The following is a 16705-nucleotide window of genomic DNA, read 5'->3' as shown; positions in this document are numbered from 1 at the left end:
GCGGAGATGAGCGCCAAAACGTTGCGGTATCTGATCGTGACCGGCCTGATTGCGCTGTGGGAACTGCTGCCGCGCACCGGGCTCATTCCCGAGCTGTTCCTGCCGTCGTTGTCGTCGACGCTGATCGCCGGATGGACCGATGCTGCCGAATACGGTCATGCGCTCGCGGTGACGCTCTACGAGGTCGTGGTCTCCATGGCATTCGCTTGCGGCGGCGGCATCCTGCTCGGTGCCATCGTCGGCAGCCTGCCGCGTCCGCGCGTCTTGATCATGCCGATGGTGTCGAGCCTGTATGCGGTGCCGCTCGTGATCCTTTATCCCGTCTTCACGGTGTGGCTCGGCATCGGCTCGGAGTCCAAGATCGCGTTTGCCTCGATCTATGGCTTCCTGCCGACAATGCTCGCCACCGCCGCCGGCATCCAGACCATCGACCCGCAGCTCCTGCTCGCCGCGCGCAGCATGGGCGCGACGCTGAGCCAGCGGTTGATCCGTGTCATCATCCCAGCGGCAATTCCGACGGTGCTGTCGGGCCTGCGTGTCGGCGGCGCGCTGGTAATCGTCGGCGTCGTCGTCTCGGAGATGCTGATCTCGTCGGCCGGCATCGGCTATCTGATCTCGCGCTACCGCACAATTCTCGACAGTCCGCACGTGTTCGCGGGCGTGCTGCTCGTGCTGTTCCTCGCCATTGCTTTCAACGCCGCGATCCGCTGGATCGAGCGCAAGGCGGCCATCTGGCAGACCGGCACACGGGCCGGTCAGGCCAACGACGACATCGCGTCGAGCGCGATGCAGCCGGCGACCTGAGGTACTGGCGTGTACGACCTGACCCTGACATTCGACAACGGCCCCGATCCGGATGTGACGCCGCGTGTGCTCGACATTCTCGCCGAGCGCGGCATCAAGACAACCTTCTTCGTCATCGGCGAGAAGCTCGTTGATCCCGCGCAGCGCGGCCTTGCGGTGCGTGCGCACGGGGAGGGGCACTGGATCGGAAATCACACGTTCACGCACACCATTCCGCTCGGCGAGCAGGCGGATCGCGAGACGGCAGAGAACGAAATCGGCCGCACGCAGTCTGCGATCTCCGATCTCGCGCATCCGCAGCGCTGGTTCCGGCCATTCGGTGGCGGCGGTAATCTGGATGCGCGGCTGTTGAAACCCTCCGTCGTGGACTATCTCGCCCGCAACAAGCACAGCTGCGTGCTCTGGAATGCGATACCGCGCGACTGGGACGACCCCGACGGCTGGACCGAGCGAGCGCTCGAGCAGTGCAACCGGCAGCCCTGGACGCTGATGGTGCTGCACGATCTCCCGACCGGCGCGATGGACCATCTCGAACGGTTCCTTGACGCCGCCGAGGCGGCCGGCGCCCGGTTCCGCCAGGACTTCCCGCCGCAATGCGTTCCGATCCGCAACGGCGAGATTGCGCTTCCGATCAACGACTATGTTTCCTCCATCGAAGAGAGTGTTTGACTGATGAAAGTTACAAGCTTCACGATCGCCGGCACCGCGAGCTATGGCATCGTCACCGACAAGGGCGTCATAGATGCCGGCAAGCGCCTGAAGGCATATCCGACGCTGAAGGCGCTGCTTGCGAAGGGATCGCTCGACGAGCTCAAGAAACTCGCCGGTGAGAAGCCCGACTACGCGCTGCAGGATGTCGCGCTGCTGCCAACGGTGCCCGATCCCGACAAGATCTTCTGCATCGGCGTCAACTACGCCACGCATCTGGCCGAGAGCGGCCACCCGACGCCGGCGCATCCGATGATCTTCACCCGCTTCGCCAACAGCCAGGTCGGTCATGGTCAGCCAATGATCCGGCCGCTGGAATCCGAACGTTTCGACTATGAGGGCGAGATGGCCGTCATCATCGGCAAGGCCGGCCGCCGCATCTCGCGCGAGGCTGCGCTGAGCCATGTCGCCGGCTATGCCTGCTACAACGACGGCAGCATCCGCGACTGGCAGCGCCACACCTCGCAATTCGCGCCAGGCAAGAACTTTGCCGGCACCGGCGGCTTCGGGCCCTGGATGGTGACGGCCGACGAATTGACCGACGTGACCAGGCAGACGCTGATCACCCGGCTTAACGGTGTCGAGGTGCAGAAGGCCCCGATCTCCGATCTCGTTTTCGACGTGCAGGCCTTGATTGCTTACTGCTCGACGTTCACCGAGCTTGCGCCCGGCGATGTCATCGTCACAGGCACGACCGGCGGCGTCGGCGCCTATCGCACGCCGCCGCTGTGGATGAAGGGCGGCGACGTCGTGGAGATCGAGATCTCCGGCATCGGCATCCTGCGCAATCCCGTCAAGGACGAGGGATCGGCCACGACGACGCGCGCGGCGTGAGAGCCGCGCTCGATAACAATAAGAAGGAGAATCCCATGCCCATGCCAAAGCATCTCCTGCCGACCACGGTGGTCGGCAGCTATCCGCAGCCGGAATGGCTGGTGAATCGCGCGATGCTGTCGAAGGTGGTGCCGCGTACCCGTCTGCACGACATGTGGCGGTTGCCGGCGGAGCATCTGGAGGAGGCGCAGGACGACGCGACCATCGTCGCGATCCGCGATATGGAGCGCGCCGGCATCGACATCGTGACCGATGGCGAAATCCGACGCGAGAGCTACTCCAACCGCTTCGCCACCGCACTCGACGGCATCGACGGGGACAATCCCGCGATCATCGTGGCGCGCACCGGCAACACCCAGACCCCGGTGCCGCGCGTCGTGGGTCCCGTGAAGCGGAAGGGACCCGTCGAGCTGCACGACATGCAGTTCCTCCGCAAGAATACCGATCGCGCCGCCAAGATCACGTTACCGGGCCCGTTCACCATGAGCCAGCAGGCCAAGAACGAGTTCTACAAGGACGAGGAGGAACTCGCGATGGCCCTGGCCGAGGCCGTCAATGCCGAGGCGCTCGATCTGCAAAAGGCCGGCGCGGACGTGATCCAGCTCGACGAGCCCTGGGTGCGCAACAATCCGGATCTCGCCAAGCGCTACGCCGTCAAGGCGATCAACCGCGCATTGCAGGGCATCACGGTGCCGACCGTCGTGCATCTCTGTTTCGGCTATGCCGCGGTCGTGCCGGGTTCGAACAAGCCGGCCGGCTATTCCTTCCTCGCCGAGCTCGACGACACCATTGCCGACCAGATCTCGATCGAGGCCGCGCAGCCGAAGCTCGACCTCGGCGTGCTCAAGGACCTGTCGTCGAAGAAGATCATGCTTGGCGTGCTCGACCTCGCGGACCCCGCGATCGAGAGCGTCGACACCGTGGCTGCCCGTATCCGCAACGGCCTGAAATACGTCTCGCCGGACCGCCTGGTCCCGGCGCCCGATTGCGGCATGAAGTACATGCCGCGCGCAACCGCGTTCGGAAAGCTGAAGGCGATGTGCGATGCGGCGGCCATGGTCCGGCGGGAGATCGGCTGAACAAAGCTGGGCCGGCGAGGATGGTTCGTTCGCCGGCCATCGCCTGGCTGTGGCCAGCCCGGTCGAAATCTGCGCGGGCGTCGGCTCAAGGACCAGTTTCACCGTGTTGAACATTCGTCCTCATTGGCGAGGGCGACATCGCCGCAGAGGTGAAGCCGCCGTTCAAGCCGACAGGAATTTGGTTAGAAGCTCCGTTGTGTCGGCGGGGTTTTCCTCGGGAAAGAAGTGACCGCCCTTGACGGCCCGACCTTGTACGTTGTCGGCCCACTTCTTCCAAATTCCCAATGCGCCGCCATTCTGCTCGTAGAATGTATCGAGCGGGCCGCCGGAAGCCCACAGGTGCAGCATAGGGCACTTGATGCGCCTGCCTTCCTTCTGGTCCGCCTTGTCATGCTCGATATCCAGGGTTGCGGCCGCGCGGTACTCTTCGCAGATCGCATGCACCCGAGCCGGATCGCGGTAGGTTTCGGTGTATTCCGCTTTCACTTCGGGGCCGAATGAGCCCTGGCCGAAGGGATTGTCGAATACCGCGTCCGGCGCACCGATCAGGTATTTTTCGGGAAGCGGTGCCTTCTGCGAGAGGAGGCTCCATGGCCAGTACGTCATGGCGAACTTTGCGTCGGCGTGGCCCCAGGCTTCCGAGATCGGCAGCACGTCAAACACCGCGAGACGTTGCACCTTCTCCGGGTGATCGAGCGCAAGGCGGTAGGAAACGCGACCGCCACGATCGTGACCAACCAGATCGAATTTGGAAAAGCCGAGCTTATCCATCACGGCGACAAGCTCATTCGCCATCGCCCGCTTCGTATAGGGATAGTGATCCTCCGTGGATGGGGGAACGCCGCTGCGGCCATATCCACGAAGATCGACGCAGATGACCGTGCGATTGCCGGCGAGATGCGGCGCCACATGACGCCACATCAGGCTGGTTCGAGGAAATCCATGGACCATGAGCAGTGGGGATCCGCTCCCGTAGCGCCTGATGAAAATGGTGTTGTCATCGGTCTTGATCTCCTTTGTCTCGAAGAGATCGGAAGCGTTCGAGGCGGAGTTGTTTGGGGATTGGCCGGCCGCGCGCCGCGGCAGAAGCGCCAGTGATAGAGCGGCGCTAGATGCAGCGGTCATCACCTGGACGAAGGTGCGGCGCTCGATCTTTGTCTTTTCTGTCATCCCTGAGGTCCTTCGAGGTTCGCGCGACGCTCCTGGCAAACGCCCCTCAATGACGACGCGGTGAGACATGTTAGCACCTGCGTGGAAGCGTGGTTTCGCAGGATTAGCGTCACTGAACCGTTCGTGCTGATGATTTCGGTCATCCGGCTGGCGCGACGGGGCAGAGGCGGGGCAGTCGGGAAGTGATCGCTGGAATGATCCTCCGCCTGTAACCAATGTGGTCGCGTCGCCGAATAGCGGAAGGTCAGGGTGCGCGGTGGTGCGTCGACGCAAGCCGCCAGAGCAATGGAGGATCCATGTCCGACGAAATCAACCACGACCGCCGGCGTTTCGTTGGTGCTGCGGCAACGACGGTTGCGGCAGCACAATTCGGCGTGATCGCGCCGGCGGTTGCAAATACCCGAGCGAGCAAGAAGGTCGTCCGCGACGTCAATGGAAGATCGCAAGCGGCGGGGATGGACGCCACCGTGGTTCTCGTCCACGGCGCCTGGGCCGACGGTTCAAGCTGGGCGCACGTCATTACGCTGCTGCAGTCCGAGGGACTGAAGACGATGGCGGCGCCGATTCCGCTCACATCGCTTTCAGATGATGTTGCGGCGCTTGAACGCGCCTTGGAGCGGACGGACGGGCCGGTTGTCCTCGTCGCGCATGCCTATGCCGGCGCCGTGATAGGTGCGATCACGCAGGACAGAGTGCGGTCGCTGGTCTTCATTTCGGCTCTCTCCCCCGACGAAGGCGAAACAGTCGCGCAGATATTCTATCGCGACAAGCCTTCGCCGGAGGCGCCGAAACTCACCCCCGACAGTCATGGTTTCCTCTGGATGCCGAACGACCGGTTTGGCGCGGCCTGGTGCCAGCATGCCCGACCCGAGCAGGCTGCGCTCCTTGCTGCGATCCAGCGTCCCATTGCCGTCGCGGCAATCCAGGAAAAGGCTCCGAAAGCGGCATGGAAGGCAAAGCCGTCGTGGTACCTGGTCGCCGAGGAGGATCGAATGATCAATCCGGCGACACAGCTATTCCTGGCACGACGGATGGGTGCGCAGGTTCGCTCCGAGAAAGTCGATCATGCATCGCCGATCACCGCGCCGAAGCTGGTCGCCGGAATGATACGCGAGGCCGTCACCCCGCACGTCCGGACGCCGCGCAGCAACACGGCTGAACGGTCGCTATCGGGGCGATATGGTGAAGGGGCCATTGGCATCTTTTCCAATCGGCTTCGCGGCCTCGGCTTGTGCAAACCCCTGGACGGAGCCACCCGCTGACTCTTACTTCCTCAAGAAGATCTTGCGTCACGCGCGGCGTCGACGACGAATTCGAAGTCAAGCTCGGCGGGATCGACAATCGTAAAGCCAGGAAGGCAACCGGCTACTTCGTTGCTCGCATTGGGCGGCGGAAGAGGTGGCGCCAGGTCATCACGCGTCGAGCTTTTCAGGCTACCGGATCGGTCACGGATAAGCGCAACGTGCGGCGCTTACCAGGCGGGGAAAGTCAAGGGACCGCGCCGGCTCGCGATCAAGGTCCGTATTGTACGTTCGCGTCGGCCAGCCTCCTCCATGCGGAGGTTGTCGATGCTGAGAGCAGCTTCCGGCGCCAGCTTCGGTTGCTCCCCGCCTTGTCGACGGCCTTGTGGAGGATCTCCGCCACCTCGGGCGGCATGCCCCAACACCTGTTTAGCAACACCTGTCAGTCAAGACCTGTTCGGCAAGCCCTGCTCAGGCAACAGCGAGGAAATTCTCGTTGGTGTTGTAGCGGCGATACCGACCTTTGATCGTGTATTCAAATGTCTTCATCAGTTGCAGAAACGCATCGACGTTTTTGTCTTCAACTTCGACAAACAAACTTGGACGGTCGCGTCTGATCGTATTTGCCAATCCCCTGATAACGTTCAGTTCCATCCCCTCTGTATCGATCTTGATGAAATCGACAGTTGATCCGCTCAGCAATTCGTCTCCGGTGTAAACCTGAATGCGTGCATCGGCGGCGCCTGGAGCGAGCATTCCGCCACCGAGATTGTGGAGTGGAATATTTATGGACGCAAGGCAGCGCTCGTCCGACAAGCCAATGGGGAGAAGGGTGACTTTGTCGTGTTGGCCGTTGAGAGCGATGTTTGCGCGAAGAATGCCGTGGGCAATAGGGTTTGGCTCGACGGAGATCACCTTGGATGCGCCAAGGTACATTGCCGCAAACAGTGAATGGTTCCCCACATTGGCTCCAACGTCCAGGAAGACCCCGCCACGAAACGCGCCTTTGATGATTTCGAGTTCTTCCGGTTCATAGAACCGTTGATGCAGGTGCTCTTGCTGTATTGTGTCTTGCTCATCGACCACGAAAAAAACACCTCGCTCCCGTCAATGGCACATCGAACGATCTTGCCCTCGGTAACACTCGATTGATCGTATGGCTCGTATCGTACCGGGTCAAAGCGGTGAATGTCGTAGCCGCAGAGTCTGACGGTCCGCTTGAGCAATCCCCGAAGTTGGACGTTGATCATCGTCGCCAATCCTTCTCAGTCAGACGGGTCGTAAGTGCATACACGAAGTAACCGGGACAAGCGGGCACCGCATGGTTCCGGCCGCCAATATCCAATGCGGTGCGGGGCAAGCACACTGCCCGACCGCCCCAAGATTATGGGTATCCCGATATCGACGCCTCATGCGAATGAATGATGCCAGCGAGGAGTGCGCCCGCGATAGTCTTTCGATGCCCACTACCGATGAAAGCGCTGCCGAAATGAAAAGCCGTCCGACTCGTCAGTTGATGGGACGACTTGTCTATGCCGCATCCGGTGTCTCCCTTCTCTCCATCATCGGCCAGCTCACGGTAGTTGCAAGCATTCCGCTCCTGACGAGGCTCTATTCACCGTCGGATTTTGGCGTTTTCACCATCTATCTCGGGATCGTGAATATCCTGGCGGCAGCCGCTGCACTCCGGCTTAACGTATCGCTCTATGTGGTAGGAGAGCAGGCATATGCCGCGTTCAAGCTTGTAATTGTGACAATCGCCTCGACGAGTATGCTCACCGCCGGGGCAGGCGTTCTGTTGGCGTCGTCAGCGCCGGAGCGGCTGCTTGCGCTCGTCTATCTTGTGCCAATTGGCATGGCAACAACGGGCATCGTCGATGCCTTGAACTGCTGGAGCCTCAGCCGCGGTCGACTTCGCGATTTTGCCATTGGCAGACTTGTCGCTCCGGTTTTCATGGCGTTATCGCAGGTGAGCTTTGGTCTCCTTCAGTGGGGCGGCGATTCAATGGTGCTGGCACACATACTGAGCCAGCTGGTGCTGATCGGTTTTCTCAGCATCCGCGTGTTCACATGGAACGAGGTGTGTCGCGTGACGCGAGTTCCATGGAAGGACTTGATGGCCGTCGCCAGGGGCGAATACAAATTTCCCCTGTTCGACTTGCCTGGGACAATCCTGAATTTCGGGATAATCAACCTCCCGGCCATTCTCATAGGGTCGCTGTTCGGTACATCCATGGCAGGACACTTCGGCGTCGCCGCGCGGTTGTTTTCGAGTCCCATCAGCCTGGTTGCGCTGCCGCTCAGCAATGTATTTGTCAGCGAGGCAACCAAGGGAAACGAGCGCTGCAAAAGTGAACATTCCTACAAGAGTGGAGTATTTCTTGTCTTGCTCGCCGGCGCTCTCATAACTTTGCCGGCATTGGCGATCGGAGCCGCGGCGCCTTATTTTGTCGGCCCGCTACTGGGCCCCGATTGGATTTCGACAGGAAACCTGATGACAGCGCTGGCGCTGACGGGCGCCGCGCAGGCCCTGTCAACTCCGGTACAGGAGGTGCCGAGCCTGCTGCGTCGGCAAGGTCTCGGGCTCATAATCGACTCGGTGCGAGCCCTCCTTGTGTTCGCGCCTATCCTGCTCGGCGTTTCCGGCAAATGGGATCCGCTGCATATCATCTACGCGATGTCTGCTGGCGGAGCCATCGGCTATCTCCTGAGAACGGCCGTTTCTCTGCTTCTGCTGAGAGGCGCTTCGAATCGGAACGGTGTGGCCGCGCCAAAGCCGGTTCATCATCTCGGATTGATCCGCACCGAAACCGGAGAGGTCGCATGAAGGCTGCTGGGTGCGCTGGCGGTTCCAGCGAGCCGCCAGTATAGCAGAATTTTGGAATTGTCGAAGTATATGATCGTCGCTGCCTGCGGGTCCGACGGCGATCTGGAGGGTCTCGGGCTGCAAGGCGTAGAAGAGGGCGGCCCCAGCGGCGCCAAAGGCGACAAATCCCAAAGCCAACACGATCAGCAACCTTCGTCGTCGTCGATCGTGAGCACTCCTGTTGAGATCGGATGTTGACATCAGCGGACCGTACGGCTCTCAGACAGTGAATTTGGCGCTCTTAGCGCCTGTTTCGACCAGTTTTTCCAAATGCGCTTTGAAATCACTTTTGATTCCGCCATTCGAATGCCCGATCCGTTGTCGCCAAAGCGATACTGAGGCGCCGGACTCGTTGCGCACTAAGCCCCGGTAGGCGCAAATTCTAGGGCATGTTTTATGACCTCTCTGAGAGAGCTTTTACAGCTAAGTATCTGTAATACCCATAGAGGGGCTGCCTCTTAGTCAGCGGGGCCCTAGTTCGAGCTCTGGTCCCGCCCATCACCTTCAAACCATCTCAGACCCAGCCGCCATCGACGATGTAGTGCTGAGCGGTACAGGCGGAGGCCTCGTCGGAGGCGAGGAAGACGGTGAATTTCGCGACCTCGTCCGGCACCAGCCGGCGCTTCAGGCACTGTCGCTGCTGGAGTTCGATCTCGCCCGCCGGTGTCATCCATTTCTCGAGCTGGCGCTCGGTCATGATCCAGCCCGGCGCTATCGCGTTCACGCGGATATTGTAGGGACCGTAATCGCGCGCAAGAGAGCGCGTGAGACCGACCACGCCTGACTTGCTGGCGGTGTAGGCGGCCATGCCGCCTTGTCCGGCGATCCACGACACCGAGCCGAAGTTGATGATGGCGCCGGCGTTCGCCGCCTTCATGTCCGGCAACACGGCTTGCGCCGCAAAGAACTGGTGCTTCAGGTTCACCGCGATGCGATCGTCCCAATACTCCGGCGTCATCTCCTCGGTCTTGTGCCGTTCGTCATGCGCGGCGTTGTTGATGAGGATGCTGATCGGCCCCTGCGCGTTGCGCGCCTCCGCGACGCCGGTACGTAACGCGGCGATATCGGTCAGGTCGACGCGCATGAAATGCGCGCTGAGACCTTGATCCGACAGTTCGCGTGCGAGGCGTTGGCCCTCGTCCGTCTTGATGTCGAAGAACACGACTTTGGATTTCTGCTGCGCGAAGCGCCGCACGATCGCAGCGCCAATTCCCGCTGCGCCACCGGTGACGAGAACGACCTGGCCGGCGAGGTCGGAATAAACAGCGGTCATAGGTACCTCTCGGCTTGTTAACGGCGAAGCGAGCTCCGCCCAATGTCCCCGCCAAACTTAGCCATTCCCCGCGTGAGGTGCATAGATCAGAATTTTAGTTGCGTACCTCAAAAATCGAAGGCAGGATTGCAGCCAAAGAATAAGAGCCGGTTGGGAGGAATGTGATGAGACTGCTCGGGAAGCTGGGACTCGCCGCCGCCGCATGCCTGCTTTGGGCCAACTCCGCCGCGGCCGACACGACGGTCAAGTGGCTGCACATCGAGGCCAATCCGGCCCAGGTGAAGATCTGGGAGGAGGTTGCGCGGGCCTATGAGGCGTCGCATCCCGGCATCAAGGTCGAGATGCAGTTCCTCGAGAACGAGGCCTACAAGGCCAAGCTGCCGACCATCCTGCAATCCAAGGACCGGCCGAACATCATCTACAGCTGGGCCGGCGGCGTCCTGAAGACGCAGATCGAGGCTGGTGTCCTCGACGACATCACCGATCAGGTGAAGGGATACAGCGACAGCCTCACGCCGGCAGCGCTCGCCGCCTTCACAGCCAACGGCCGCGTTTACGGGCTTCCGACCGCGCTGTCGCAGGTTGGCTTCCTTTGCAACAAGGAGCTGATGGCGAAGGCAAAGGTCGATCCCGCAGGGATCAAGAGCTGGGACGACCTGCTTGCCGCGGTGAAAACGTTGAAAGCCGCCGGCGTGACGCCGATCGTGGTCGGCGGCGCCGACAAATGGCCGCTGCACTTCTATTGGACGCATCTTGCGGTGCGCGTCGGCGGTAAACCGGCCTTCGACGCTGCATTGCGCGGCGAGAATGGTGGCTTCGCCGGCGAGACCTTCCGGAAATCCGGCGATCTGTTCAAGCAACTCGTCGATCTCCAGCCGTTCCAGAATGGTTTCCTCGGCTTCAAGAATCCGCAGGCGGTCGGCTATTTCGGCGATGGCAAGGCGGCGATGACGCTCGCCATCAGCACGGTCTATCATTTGCAGCGCGCGCTTGCCGCCGACAAGGTCGGATTGAGCGAAGACAATATCTGCTGGTTCGACTTCCCGGTCGTGGCCGGCGGCAAGGGGGCGCCAACCGATACGCTCGGCGGAATCACCGGCTGGCTGATCACCAAGGGCTCGCCGAAGGAGGCGGTCGATTTCCTGAAATACTTCGTCTCCAGGGATGTGCAGACGCGGCTTGCTGCGGGCAACTTCATCATCCCGGTGGTGCAGGGCGCGGATGCCGGTCTCAACAACGCCTTCATGAAGCTGATCGCGGCCAATCTGGCGAAGTCGAACTACCACCAGAACTTCTATGACCAGAGCCTCGGCCCCTCGGTTGGCCGCGTCGTCAACGACGTCACCGCGGAGATCGCCGGCGGCAGCATGAGCCCGCAAGACGCGGCCAAGGCGATCGAGGCGGCGTGGAAGCAGGGTAACTGACGGTGGCACGCCGGGCCGCGAGCGTGTCGGCGATGCATGTTGCCGGTGAGCTGGTCCCGCAGGTCGCCGAGCGCGGCCCGAGCTGGGACGGCAGGCTGACGGTCCTGATCCTGTTCCTGCCGCCGGCGCTGCTGCTGTTCACGCTGTTCGTGGTGCTGCCGATTGGCGAGGCGGCCTGGTACTCGGCCTTCAACTGGAACGGGTTCGGCAGGCCGGTCAACTGGATCGGCTTCGACAATTACCGTTTCGTGCTGGAGACACGCGCCTTCTGGCTCGCGCTGCGCAACAACGGGCTGATCATCGCTGTTTCGCTCGCCATCCAGCTGCCGCTTGCGCTCACGCTGGCCTTGATGCTCGCCGAACGCTTTCGCGGGGCGGTGGCGCTGCGCATGCTGTTCTTCATGCCTTATATCCTGGCCGAGATCGCGACCGGGCTGATCTTCAGCTTCGTCTACGATGGCGATTACGGCCTTGTCGCCTCGATCTGGCGTACCTTCGGCGCCGAGCCCCCGCATCTGCTGGCCTCGACCGATACGGCAATGCTGGCCGTGCTGATCGTCGTCGTCTGGAAATACTTCGGTTTCCACATGATGCTGTTCATCGCGGCGCTCCAGGGCCTCGACAAGAGCCTGATCGAGGCCGCGCGCATCGACGGCGCGACGCGGTCGCAGGCCCTGCGACACGTGGTCATCCCCTTGCTCTATCCGACGATTCGCCTCTCGGTGTTCTTCGCCATCGTCGGCTCGCTGCAGTTGTTCGACCTCGTCATGCCGCTGACGCGCGGGGGGCCTGCGGATTCCTCCAACACGATGGTGAGCTTCCTCTACAACAACGGCATCTCCCGCATGCGGGTCGGCTATGGCAGTGCCATCGGGGTCATTCTGTTCACGATCTGCGTGACGTTTGCCTTCACGTACAAGCGATGGTTCATGCGGGATGAGTAGCACCGAGACCAATCGTACGCCGTTCGATCCCGCCGTGCTGTTCAAGGCGGTGTTCCTCGCCGTCGTTGCCGTCTTCGTGCTGGTGCCGCTGCTCGCGACCTTGCTCGGCGGCTTCAAATCGCTCGGCGAACTGCGCGTCAATCCGTTCGGCCTGCCGCGTCACTGGGAGTGGCAGAACTATGCCGACATCCTGTTCTCCACGCGCTACTGGCAGCTCTTGCGCAACTCGCTGATCATCTCGACGCTCACGGTGACCCTGACCCTGATCGTCGCCTCGATGGCGGCGTTCACCTTCGCCCATGTCAGGTTCTACGGCTCATCGATGCTGCTGAGCTATTTGACGCTCGGCCTGCTGTTTCCGGCCGCGACCGCGGTGCTGCCGCTGTTCATCAAGGTGCGCGATCTCGGGCTGCTCGACACCTATTTTGGCGTGGCACTGCCGCAGGTGGCCTTCAGCCTCGCGATGAGCGTGCTGCTGCTGCGGCGTTTCTTCAAGGACATTCCCTATGAACTGCTCGAGGCCGCGCTGGTCGACGGCTGCAGCTACATCAAATTCTTCCGCTATGTGACGCTGCCGTTGTCGCGACCGATCCTGGCGACCGTCGGGACCATCACTTTCGTCAACAGCTGGAACGCCTATCTGTTGCCGCTGGTGATGCTGAACACCGATGCGCTCTATCCCTGGCCGCTCGGCATCATGGTCTATCAGGGCGAGTATTCCTCCGAGTGGCACCTGATCCTCGCCTTCATCACGCTGACCATCCTGCCCACCATCATTCTGTTTCTTCTGGCGCAGAAGCACATCGTCGCCGGTCTCACCGCAGGCGCGGTCAAGGGATGAACGATACCTCACGGAGATCACAATGAGAAAAGTCGGCATCGGAATCATCGGCTGCGGCAATATCAGCACCGCCTATCTGAAGGCGGCCCAGCGCTTTCCGGTCATGGAAATCAAGGCGCTCGCCGATATGCGCAGCGATGCGGCGGAGCGGCAGGGCGCCGCCTTCGGGCTGCCGGCGATGCGGGTCGACCAGCTGCTCAAACGCGACGACGTCGAGATCGTCATCAACCTCACGGTGCCACTCGCCCACACCGACGTCAGCCTCGCGGTGCTGAACGCCGGCAAGCACGTTCATTCCGAGAAGCCCCTCGGCATCAACGTCACGGAAGCCCGCAAGGTGATGGATCTCGCCGCGCAGAAGGACCTTCGCGTCGGCTGCGCGCCCGATACGTTCCTCGGTGGCGGGCACCAGACCGCGCGCAAGCTGATCGACGACGGAGCGATCGGCACGCCTGTGGCGGGCAGCGTCTTCTTCGGCTGTCCCGGCCATGAGCGCTGGCACCCGTCGCCGGGCTTCTATTACTTGCGCGGCGGCGGGCCGATGCTCGACATGGGGCCGTACTACATCACGGATCTCGTGCAGCTGCTTGGCCCGGTCGCGAGTGTGATGGGCTCGACCGCGCGCCCGAAATCCGAGCGGCTGGTCACCAGCCAGCCGATGAACGGCACCCTTATCCCGGTCGAGGTTTCAACCCATGTCGCCGGCACGCTCGAATTCGAGAGCGGGGCGGTCGTCTCGATCGCGATGAGCTTCGACGTACCGAAGCACCGGCACGCGCCGATCGAGATCTATGGCGACAAGGGCAGCATGCTGGTGCCGGACCCGAACCGGTTCGGCGGCGAGGTGCAGGTCGCGAAGACTGGCGGTGAATGGGAGCCGGTGCCGCTGACCCACGATCATGTCGACGGCGAGTTTCGTTCCATCGGTGTCGCCGACATGGCCTCCGCGATCCTGAATAACCGCCCGCATCGCGCCAGCGGTGCGCTCGCTTTTCATGTGCTCGAGGTGATGGAGGCGTTCCAGACCTCCGCCGACGAAGGACGCCGCGTCAAGATCGGCAGCTGCGTCGAGCGGCCGGCAATGCTGCCGGCCGGACGTGAAACCGGACAGATCGACTGAGGGAATGACCATGCGCAAGGCAATGATTGTATGGGGCGGCTGGCCGGGACACGACCCCGATCTCTGCGCCTCGATGATCCGCGGCTGGCTGAAGGCGGAAGGCTTCGAGGTCCGGGTCGAGACCACGACGGCGGCTTTCGCCGATCCTGCGATCCACGATTTGTCGCTGATCATCCCGATCTACACCATGTCGAAGATCGAGAAGGCGGAAGCGCTCAATCTCTGCGCGGCGGTGCGTGGCGGCGTCGGGCTGGCCGGGCATCATGGCGGCATGTGCGATGCGTTCCGCGAGTCCGTCGACTACCAGTTCCTGTGCGGCGGGCAGTGGGTCGCGCATCCCGGCAACATCATCGACTACAAGGTCGACTTGACGAAGCCGGATGACCCCATCATGAAGGGGCTGAAAAGTTTCGAGCATCGTTCCGAGCAGTACTACATGCATGTCGACCCCGCCAACGAGGTGCTGGCGACGACGACCTTCACCGGCGAGCACGCGCCCTGGATCGACGGCGTGGTGATGCCTGTGGTCTGGAAGAAGCGATACGGCGCGGGCAGGGTGTTTTACTCCTCGCTCGGCCACCGCGCTTACGAGCTCGACGTGCCGGAGATCCGAACGTTGATGACCCGCGGCATGCTGTGGGCGGCGCGGGAATGACAGCCGGTTCGACGCAGCCGGCGGTTCGCGCCACGCTGGAGGACGTCGCGCGTGCGGCGGGCGTTTCGCTCGCAACCGTCGACCGCGTCGTGAACCGGCGCGAGGGCGTGCGCGCCAAGACCGTTGCACGTGTCGAGGCCGCGGTGGCAAAACTCGGCTATCGGGGCGACGTCGCGGCCGCGCGCCTCGCCCGCGGGCAGACGTTCCGCTTTGCCTTCGTGCTGCCGAGCGGCAGCAACAGCTTCATGACCAACCTTGCCGAGCAGGTCCAGCGCACCGCGGACTGGCTCGCCGGCCACCGCGGCTTCATCGATATCCTCCATGTCGACGTGTTCGATCCGGATGTGCTCGCCGGTGCGCTGGAAAACCTGTCGCCGGCTTATCAGGGCGTCGCCGTCATCGCGCTGGACCATCCCAGGGTGCGCGCCGCGATCGACGAGCTCGCCGCGCGCGGGGTCGCCGTGGTGACCCTTGTGTCGGACGCGCCGAGTTCGCGGCGGCTCCATTATGTCGGTATCGACAACCCCGCCGCGGGGCGAACTGCGGCGACGCTGATCGGACGTTTCCTCGCCGGCCGCGAGGGGAAGGTTGCCGTGATCGCGGGATCGTTGTCGTTGCGCGATCACACCGAGCGGCAGTTCGGCTTCCACCAGATCCTGTCCAGCGAGTATCCGAACCTGCTCGCGCTGCCGGTGATCGAAGGCCGCGACGACAGCGAGCGCACCCGGGAGCTCACGGCCGCGCTGCTGGCGCGCCACGCCGATCTCCGCGGCATCTACTGCTGCGGCGCCGGGAACCGCGGCATCGCCAATGCGCTGGAGGCCTCGGGCCGCGCGCGTGAGGTGGTCTGGATCACGCACGAGCTGACCCAGTATACGCGACGTTTCCTGGTCCGCGGCACGCTCGATGCCATCATCAACCAGGATCCCGGTCACGAGGCGCGGTCTGCTGCGCGAGTTCTGCTCGCGCATTGTTCGGGTGAGCCCATCAGCCCAGACCAGGAGCGCATCCGCATCGATATTTTTCTGCGGGACAACCTGCCGTGAGTCGCGTTCGCAGGTGATGCGCAGCTTGCTTCGATAGATGTCGCGAAGTGCCGCAGCGTCCTCAACAGTGCATCAGAAGTTCGCTGCCATTGCGGCGAGCTGCAGATGGGCTCTTTCGCGGGCAGCCTCGATGGGCTGTTGCGGTCCGGTGGTTGGCCCGATCGGCACGAAACGGACATTGCTGATGCCGATAAAGCGCAAAATTTCCCGCAGGTAAGGCGTTGCCATGTCGATGCGCCCGCGGTTCATTCCGGTGGCGAAATCGCTGCCACTGGCGAGAATCACCGTGGTTGGCCGGTCCTTCAGCAGCGGGAGATATCCCAGGGAGGGGTCGAACCGAAAGGTGAGCCCGGGCTGGACGATGACGTCGAACCATTGTTTGAGCTTGTAGGGAATGCTGAAGTTCCACATCGGCGTCGAGATCAGCACCCGATCGGCCAGTGAAAACCGCAGCGCCATCCGCTCGGCCTCGGCAAAGCTGTCGCGCTGCGCGTCGTTGAACGGCTGCGCCTTCATGCGCGCATATTTGGCCTCGACGATGGGACCTGCAAATTCCGGCAGCCGCTCGCGCCAGAGATCCACGACGTCGATATCCCAGTCCGGACGGGCCCGCCGAAACCCGTCAAGAAAGACGCGCGCGCCGGCGCTCGACTCGGAGTCGGCACGGGGCGAGCAAGAGAGGTGCAGAAGCTTTGCCACC

The 16705-nt window shown here is 62.5% G+C and carries 17 protein-coding genes; 13 read left to right on the top strand and 4 right to left on the bottom strand.

Annotated elements, in window-relative coordinates; translation table 11 throughout:
• The first annotated feature begins 6 nt into the window (after positions 1 to 6).
• The 4 genes from BJ6T_RS30720 to BJ6T_RS30705 are packed head-to-tail and all read left to right on the top strand — an operon-like array spanning position 7 to position 3425.
• Complete coding sequence (locus BJ6T_RS30720) at positions 7 to 804, top strand: ABC transporter permease (RefSeq protein WP_014496452.1); 798 nt, start codon at positions 7 to 9, stop codon at positions 802 to 804.
• A gap of 9 nt (positions 805 to 813) precedes the next feature.
• On the top strand, positions 814 to 1473 hold the full coding sequence (locus tag BJ6T_RS30715) for a polysaccharide deacetylase family protein (protein WP_014496451.1): 660 nt from the start codon (positions 814 to 816) through the stop codon (positions 1471 to 1473).
• A gap of 3 nt (positions 1474 to 1476) precedes the next feature.
• The gene (locus BJ6T_RS30710) at positions 1477 to 2346 is read left to right on the top strand and encodes a fumarylacetoacetate hydrolase family protein (RefSeq protein WP_014496450.1); all 870 of its coding nucleotides are present in this window, start codon (positions 1477 to 1479) and stop codon (positions 2344 to 2346) included.
• A gap of 35 nt (positions 2347 to 2381) precedes the next feature.
• Positions 2382 to 3425, top strand: a complete 1044-nt coding sequence (locus tag BJ6T_RS30705; protein ID WP_014496449.1) for a 5-methyltetrahydropteroyltriglutamate--homocysteine methyltransferase — start codon at positions 2382 to 2384, stop codon at positions 3423 to 3425.
• Positions 3426 to 3587: 162 nt separating this feature from the next.
• On the opposite strand, the gene BJ6T_RS30700 is transcribed toward BJ6T_RS30705, so the two are convergent.
• A complete protein-coding gene (locus tag BJ6T_RS30700; protein WP_014496448.1) occupies positions 3588 to 4595 on the bottom strand; it encodes an alpha/beta fold hydrolase in 1008 nt (335 codons plus the stop codon).
• 296 nt (positions 4596 to 4891) lie between these two features.
• Here BJ6T_RS30700 and BJ6T_RS30695 point away from each other — a divergent pair, with 296 nt between their 5' ends.
• A complete protein-coding gene (locus tag BJ6T_RS30695; protein WP_014496447.1) occupies positions 4892 to 5857 on the top strand; it encodes an alpha/beta fold hydrolase in 966 nt (321 codons plus the stop codon).
• 450 nt (positions 5858 to 6307) lie between these two features.
• Here the strand turns inward: BJ6T_RS30695 and BJ6T_RS30690 are convergent, their stop codons facing one another.
• Entirely contained in the window at positions 6308 to 6922 is a 615-nt protein-coding gene (locus BJ6T_RS30690) for an FkbM family methyltransferase (RefSeq protein ID WP_014496446.1), read from the bottom strand.
• A gap of 331 nt (positions 6923 to 7253) precedes the next feature.
• Here BJ6T_RS30690 and BJ6T_RS30685 point away from each other — a divergent pair, with 331 nt between their 5' ends.
• On the top strand, positions 7254 to 8663 hold the full coding sequence (locus tag BJ6T_RS30685) for a lipopolysaccharide biosynthesis protein (RefSeq protein ID WP_225894987.1): 1410 nt from the start codon (positions 7254 to 7256) through the stop codon (positions 8661 to 8663).
• A 69-nt stretch (positions 8664 to 8732) separates the two neighbouring features.
• Positions 8733 to 8900: a hypothetical protein gene (locus tag BJ6T_RS49720; RefSeq protein ID WP_174770117.1), complete on the top strand. Its 168-nt coding sequence runs from the start codon at positions 8733 to 8735 to the stop codon at positions 8898 to 8900.
• Between the two features lie 316 nt (positions 8901 to 9216).
• On the opposite strand, the gene BJ6T_RS30680 is transcribed toward BJ6T_RS49720, so the two are convergent.
• Positions 9217 to 9975, bottom strand: a complete 759-nt coding sequence (locus BJ6T_RS30680) for an SDR family NAD(P)-dependent oxidoreductase (protein ID WP_014496444.1) — start codon at positions 9973 to 9975, stop codon at positions 9217 to 9219.
• A gap of 164 nt (positions 9976 to 10139) precedes the next feature.
• Between BJ6T_RS30680 and BJ6T_RS30675 the strand changes: the two genes are divergently transcribed.
• From BJ6T_RS30675 to BJ6T_RS30650, 6 genes are read left to right on the top strand one after another with little or no spacing between them, the layout of a single operon-like run.
• Positions 10140 to 11399, top strand: coding sequence for an extracellular solute-binding protein (locus tag BJ6T_RS30675; RefSeq protein WP_014496443.1), 1260 nt, complete (start codon positions 10140 to 10142; stop codon positions 11397 to 11399).
• Positions 11400 to 11401: 2 nt separating this feature from the next.
• Positions 11402 to 12343, top strand: coding sequence for a carbohydrate ABC transporter permease (locus tag BJ6T_RS30670; protein WP_014496442.1), 942 nt, complete (start codon positions 11402 to 11404; stop codon positions 12341 to 12343).
• Positions 12336 to 13184 carry a carbohydrate ABC transporter permease gene (locus BJ6T_RS30665; protein WP_014496441.1) on the top strand — a complete coding sequence of 283 codons (849 nt, stop codon included), beginning with the start codon at positions 12336 to 12338 and terminating at the stop codon, positions 13182 to 13184. The genes BJ6T_RS30670 and BJ6T_RS30665 overlap by 8 nt, the downstream gene beginning before the upstream one ends.
• Positions 13185 to 13206: 22 nt before the next feature.
• Positions 13207 to 14304, top strand: a complete 1098-nt coding sequence (locus tag BJ6T_RS30660; RefSeq protein ID WP_014496440.1) for a Gfo/Idh/MocA family protein — start codon at positions 13207 to 13209, stop codon at positions 14302 to 14304.
• A 10-nt stretch (positions 14305 to 14314) separates the two neighbouring features.
• A complete protein-coding gene (locus BJ6T_RS30655) occupies positions 14315 to 14959 on the top strand; it encodes a ThuA domain-containing protein (protein ID WP_014496439.1) in 645 nt (214 codons plus the stop codon).
• Positions 14956 to 16005 (top strand): LacI family DNA-binding transcriptional regulator, encoded by a 1050-nt coding sequence (locus tag BJ6T_RS30650; RefSeq protein WP_014496438.1) that lies wholly within the window; start codon positions 14956 to 14958, stop codon positions 16003 to 16005. The genes BJ6T_RS30655 and BJ6T_RS30650 overlap by 4 nt, the downstream gene beginning before the upstream one ends.
• 72 nt (positions 16006 to 16077) lie before the next feature.
• Here the strand turns inward: BJ6T_RS30650 and BJ6T_RS30645 are convergent, their stop codons facing one another.
• Positions 16078 to 16704, bottom strand: a complete 627-nt coding sequence (locus BJ6T_RS30645) for an FMN-dependent NADH-azoreductase (protein WP_028169625.1) — start codon at positions 16702 to 16704, stop codon at positions 16078 to 16080.
• Position 16705 lies beyond the last annotated feature (1 nt).

The sequence above is a fragment of the Bradyrhizobium japonicum USDA 6 genome (genome assembly GCF_000284375.1).
Taxonomy (GTDB): Bacteria; Pseudomonadota; Alphaproteobacteria; order Rhizobiales; family Xanthobacteraceae; genus Bradyrhizobium; species Bradyrhizobium japonicum.
This window is presented reverse-complemented; position numbering and strand designations above follow the sequence as displayed.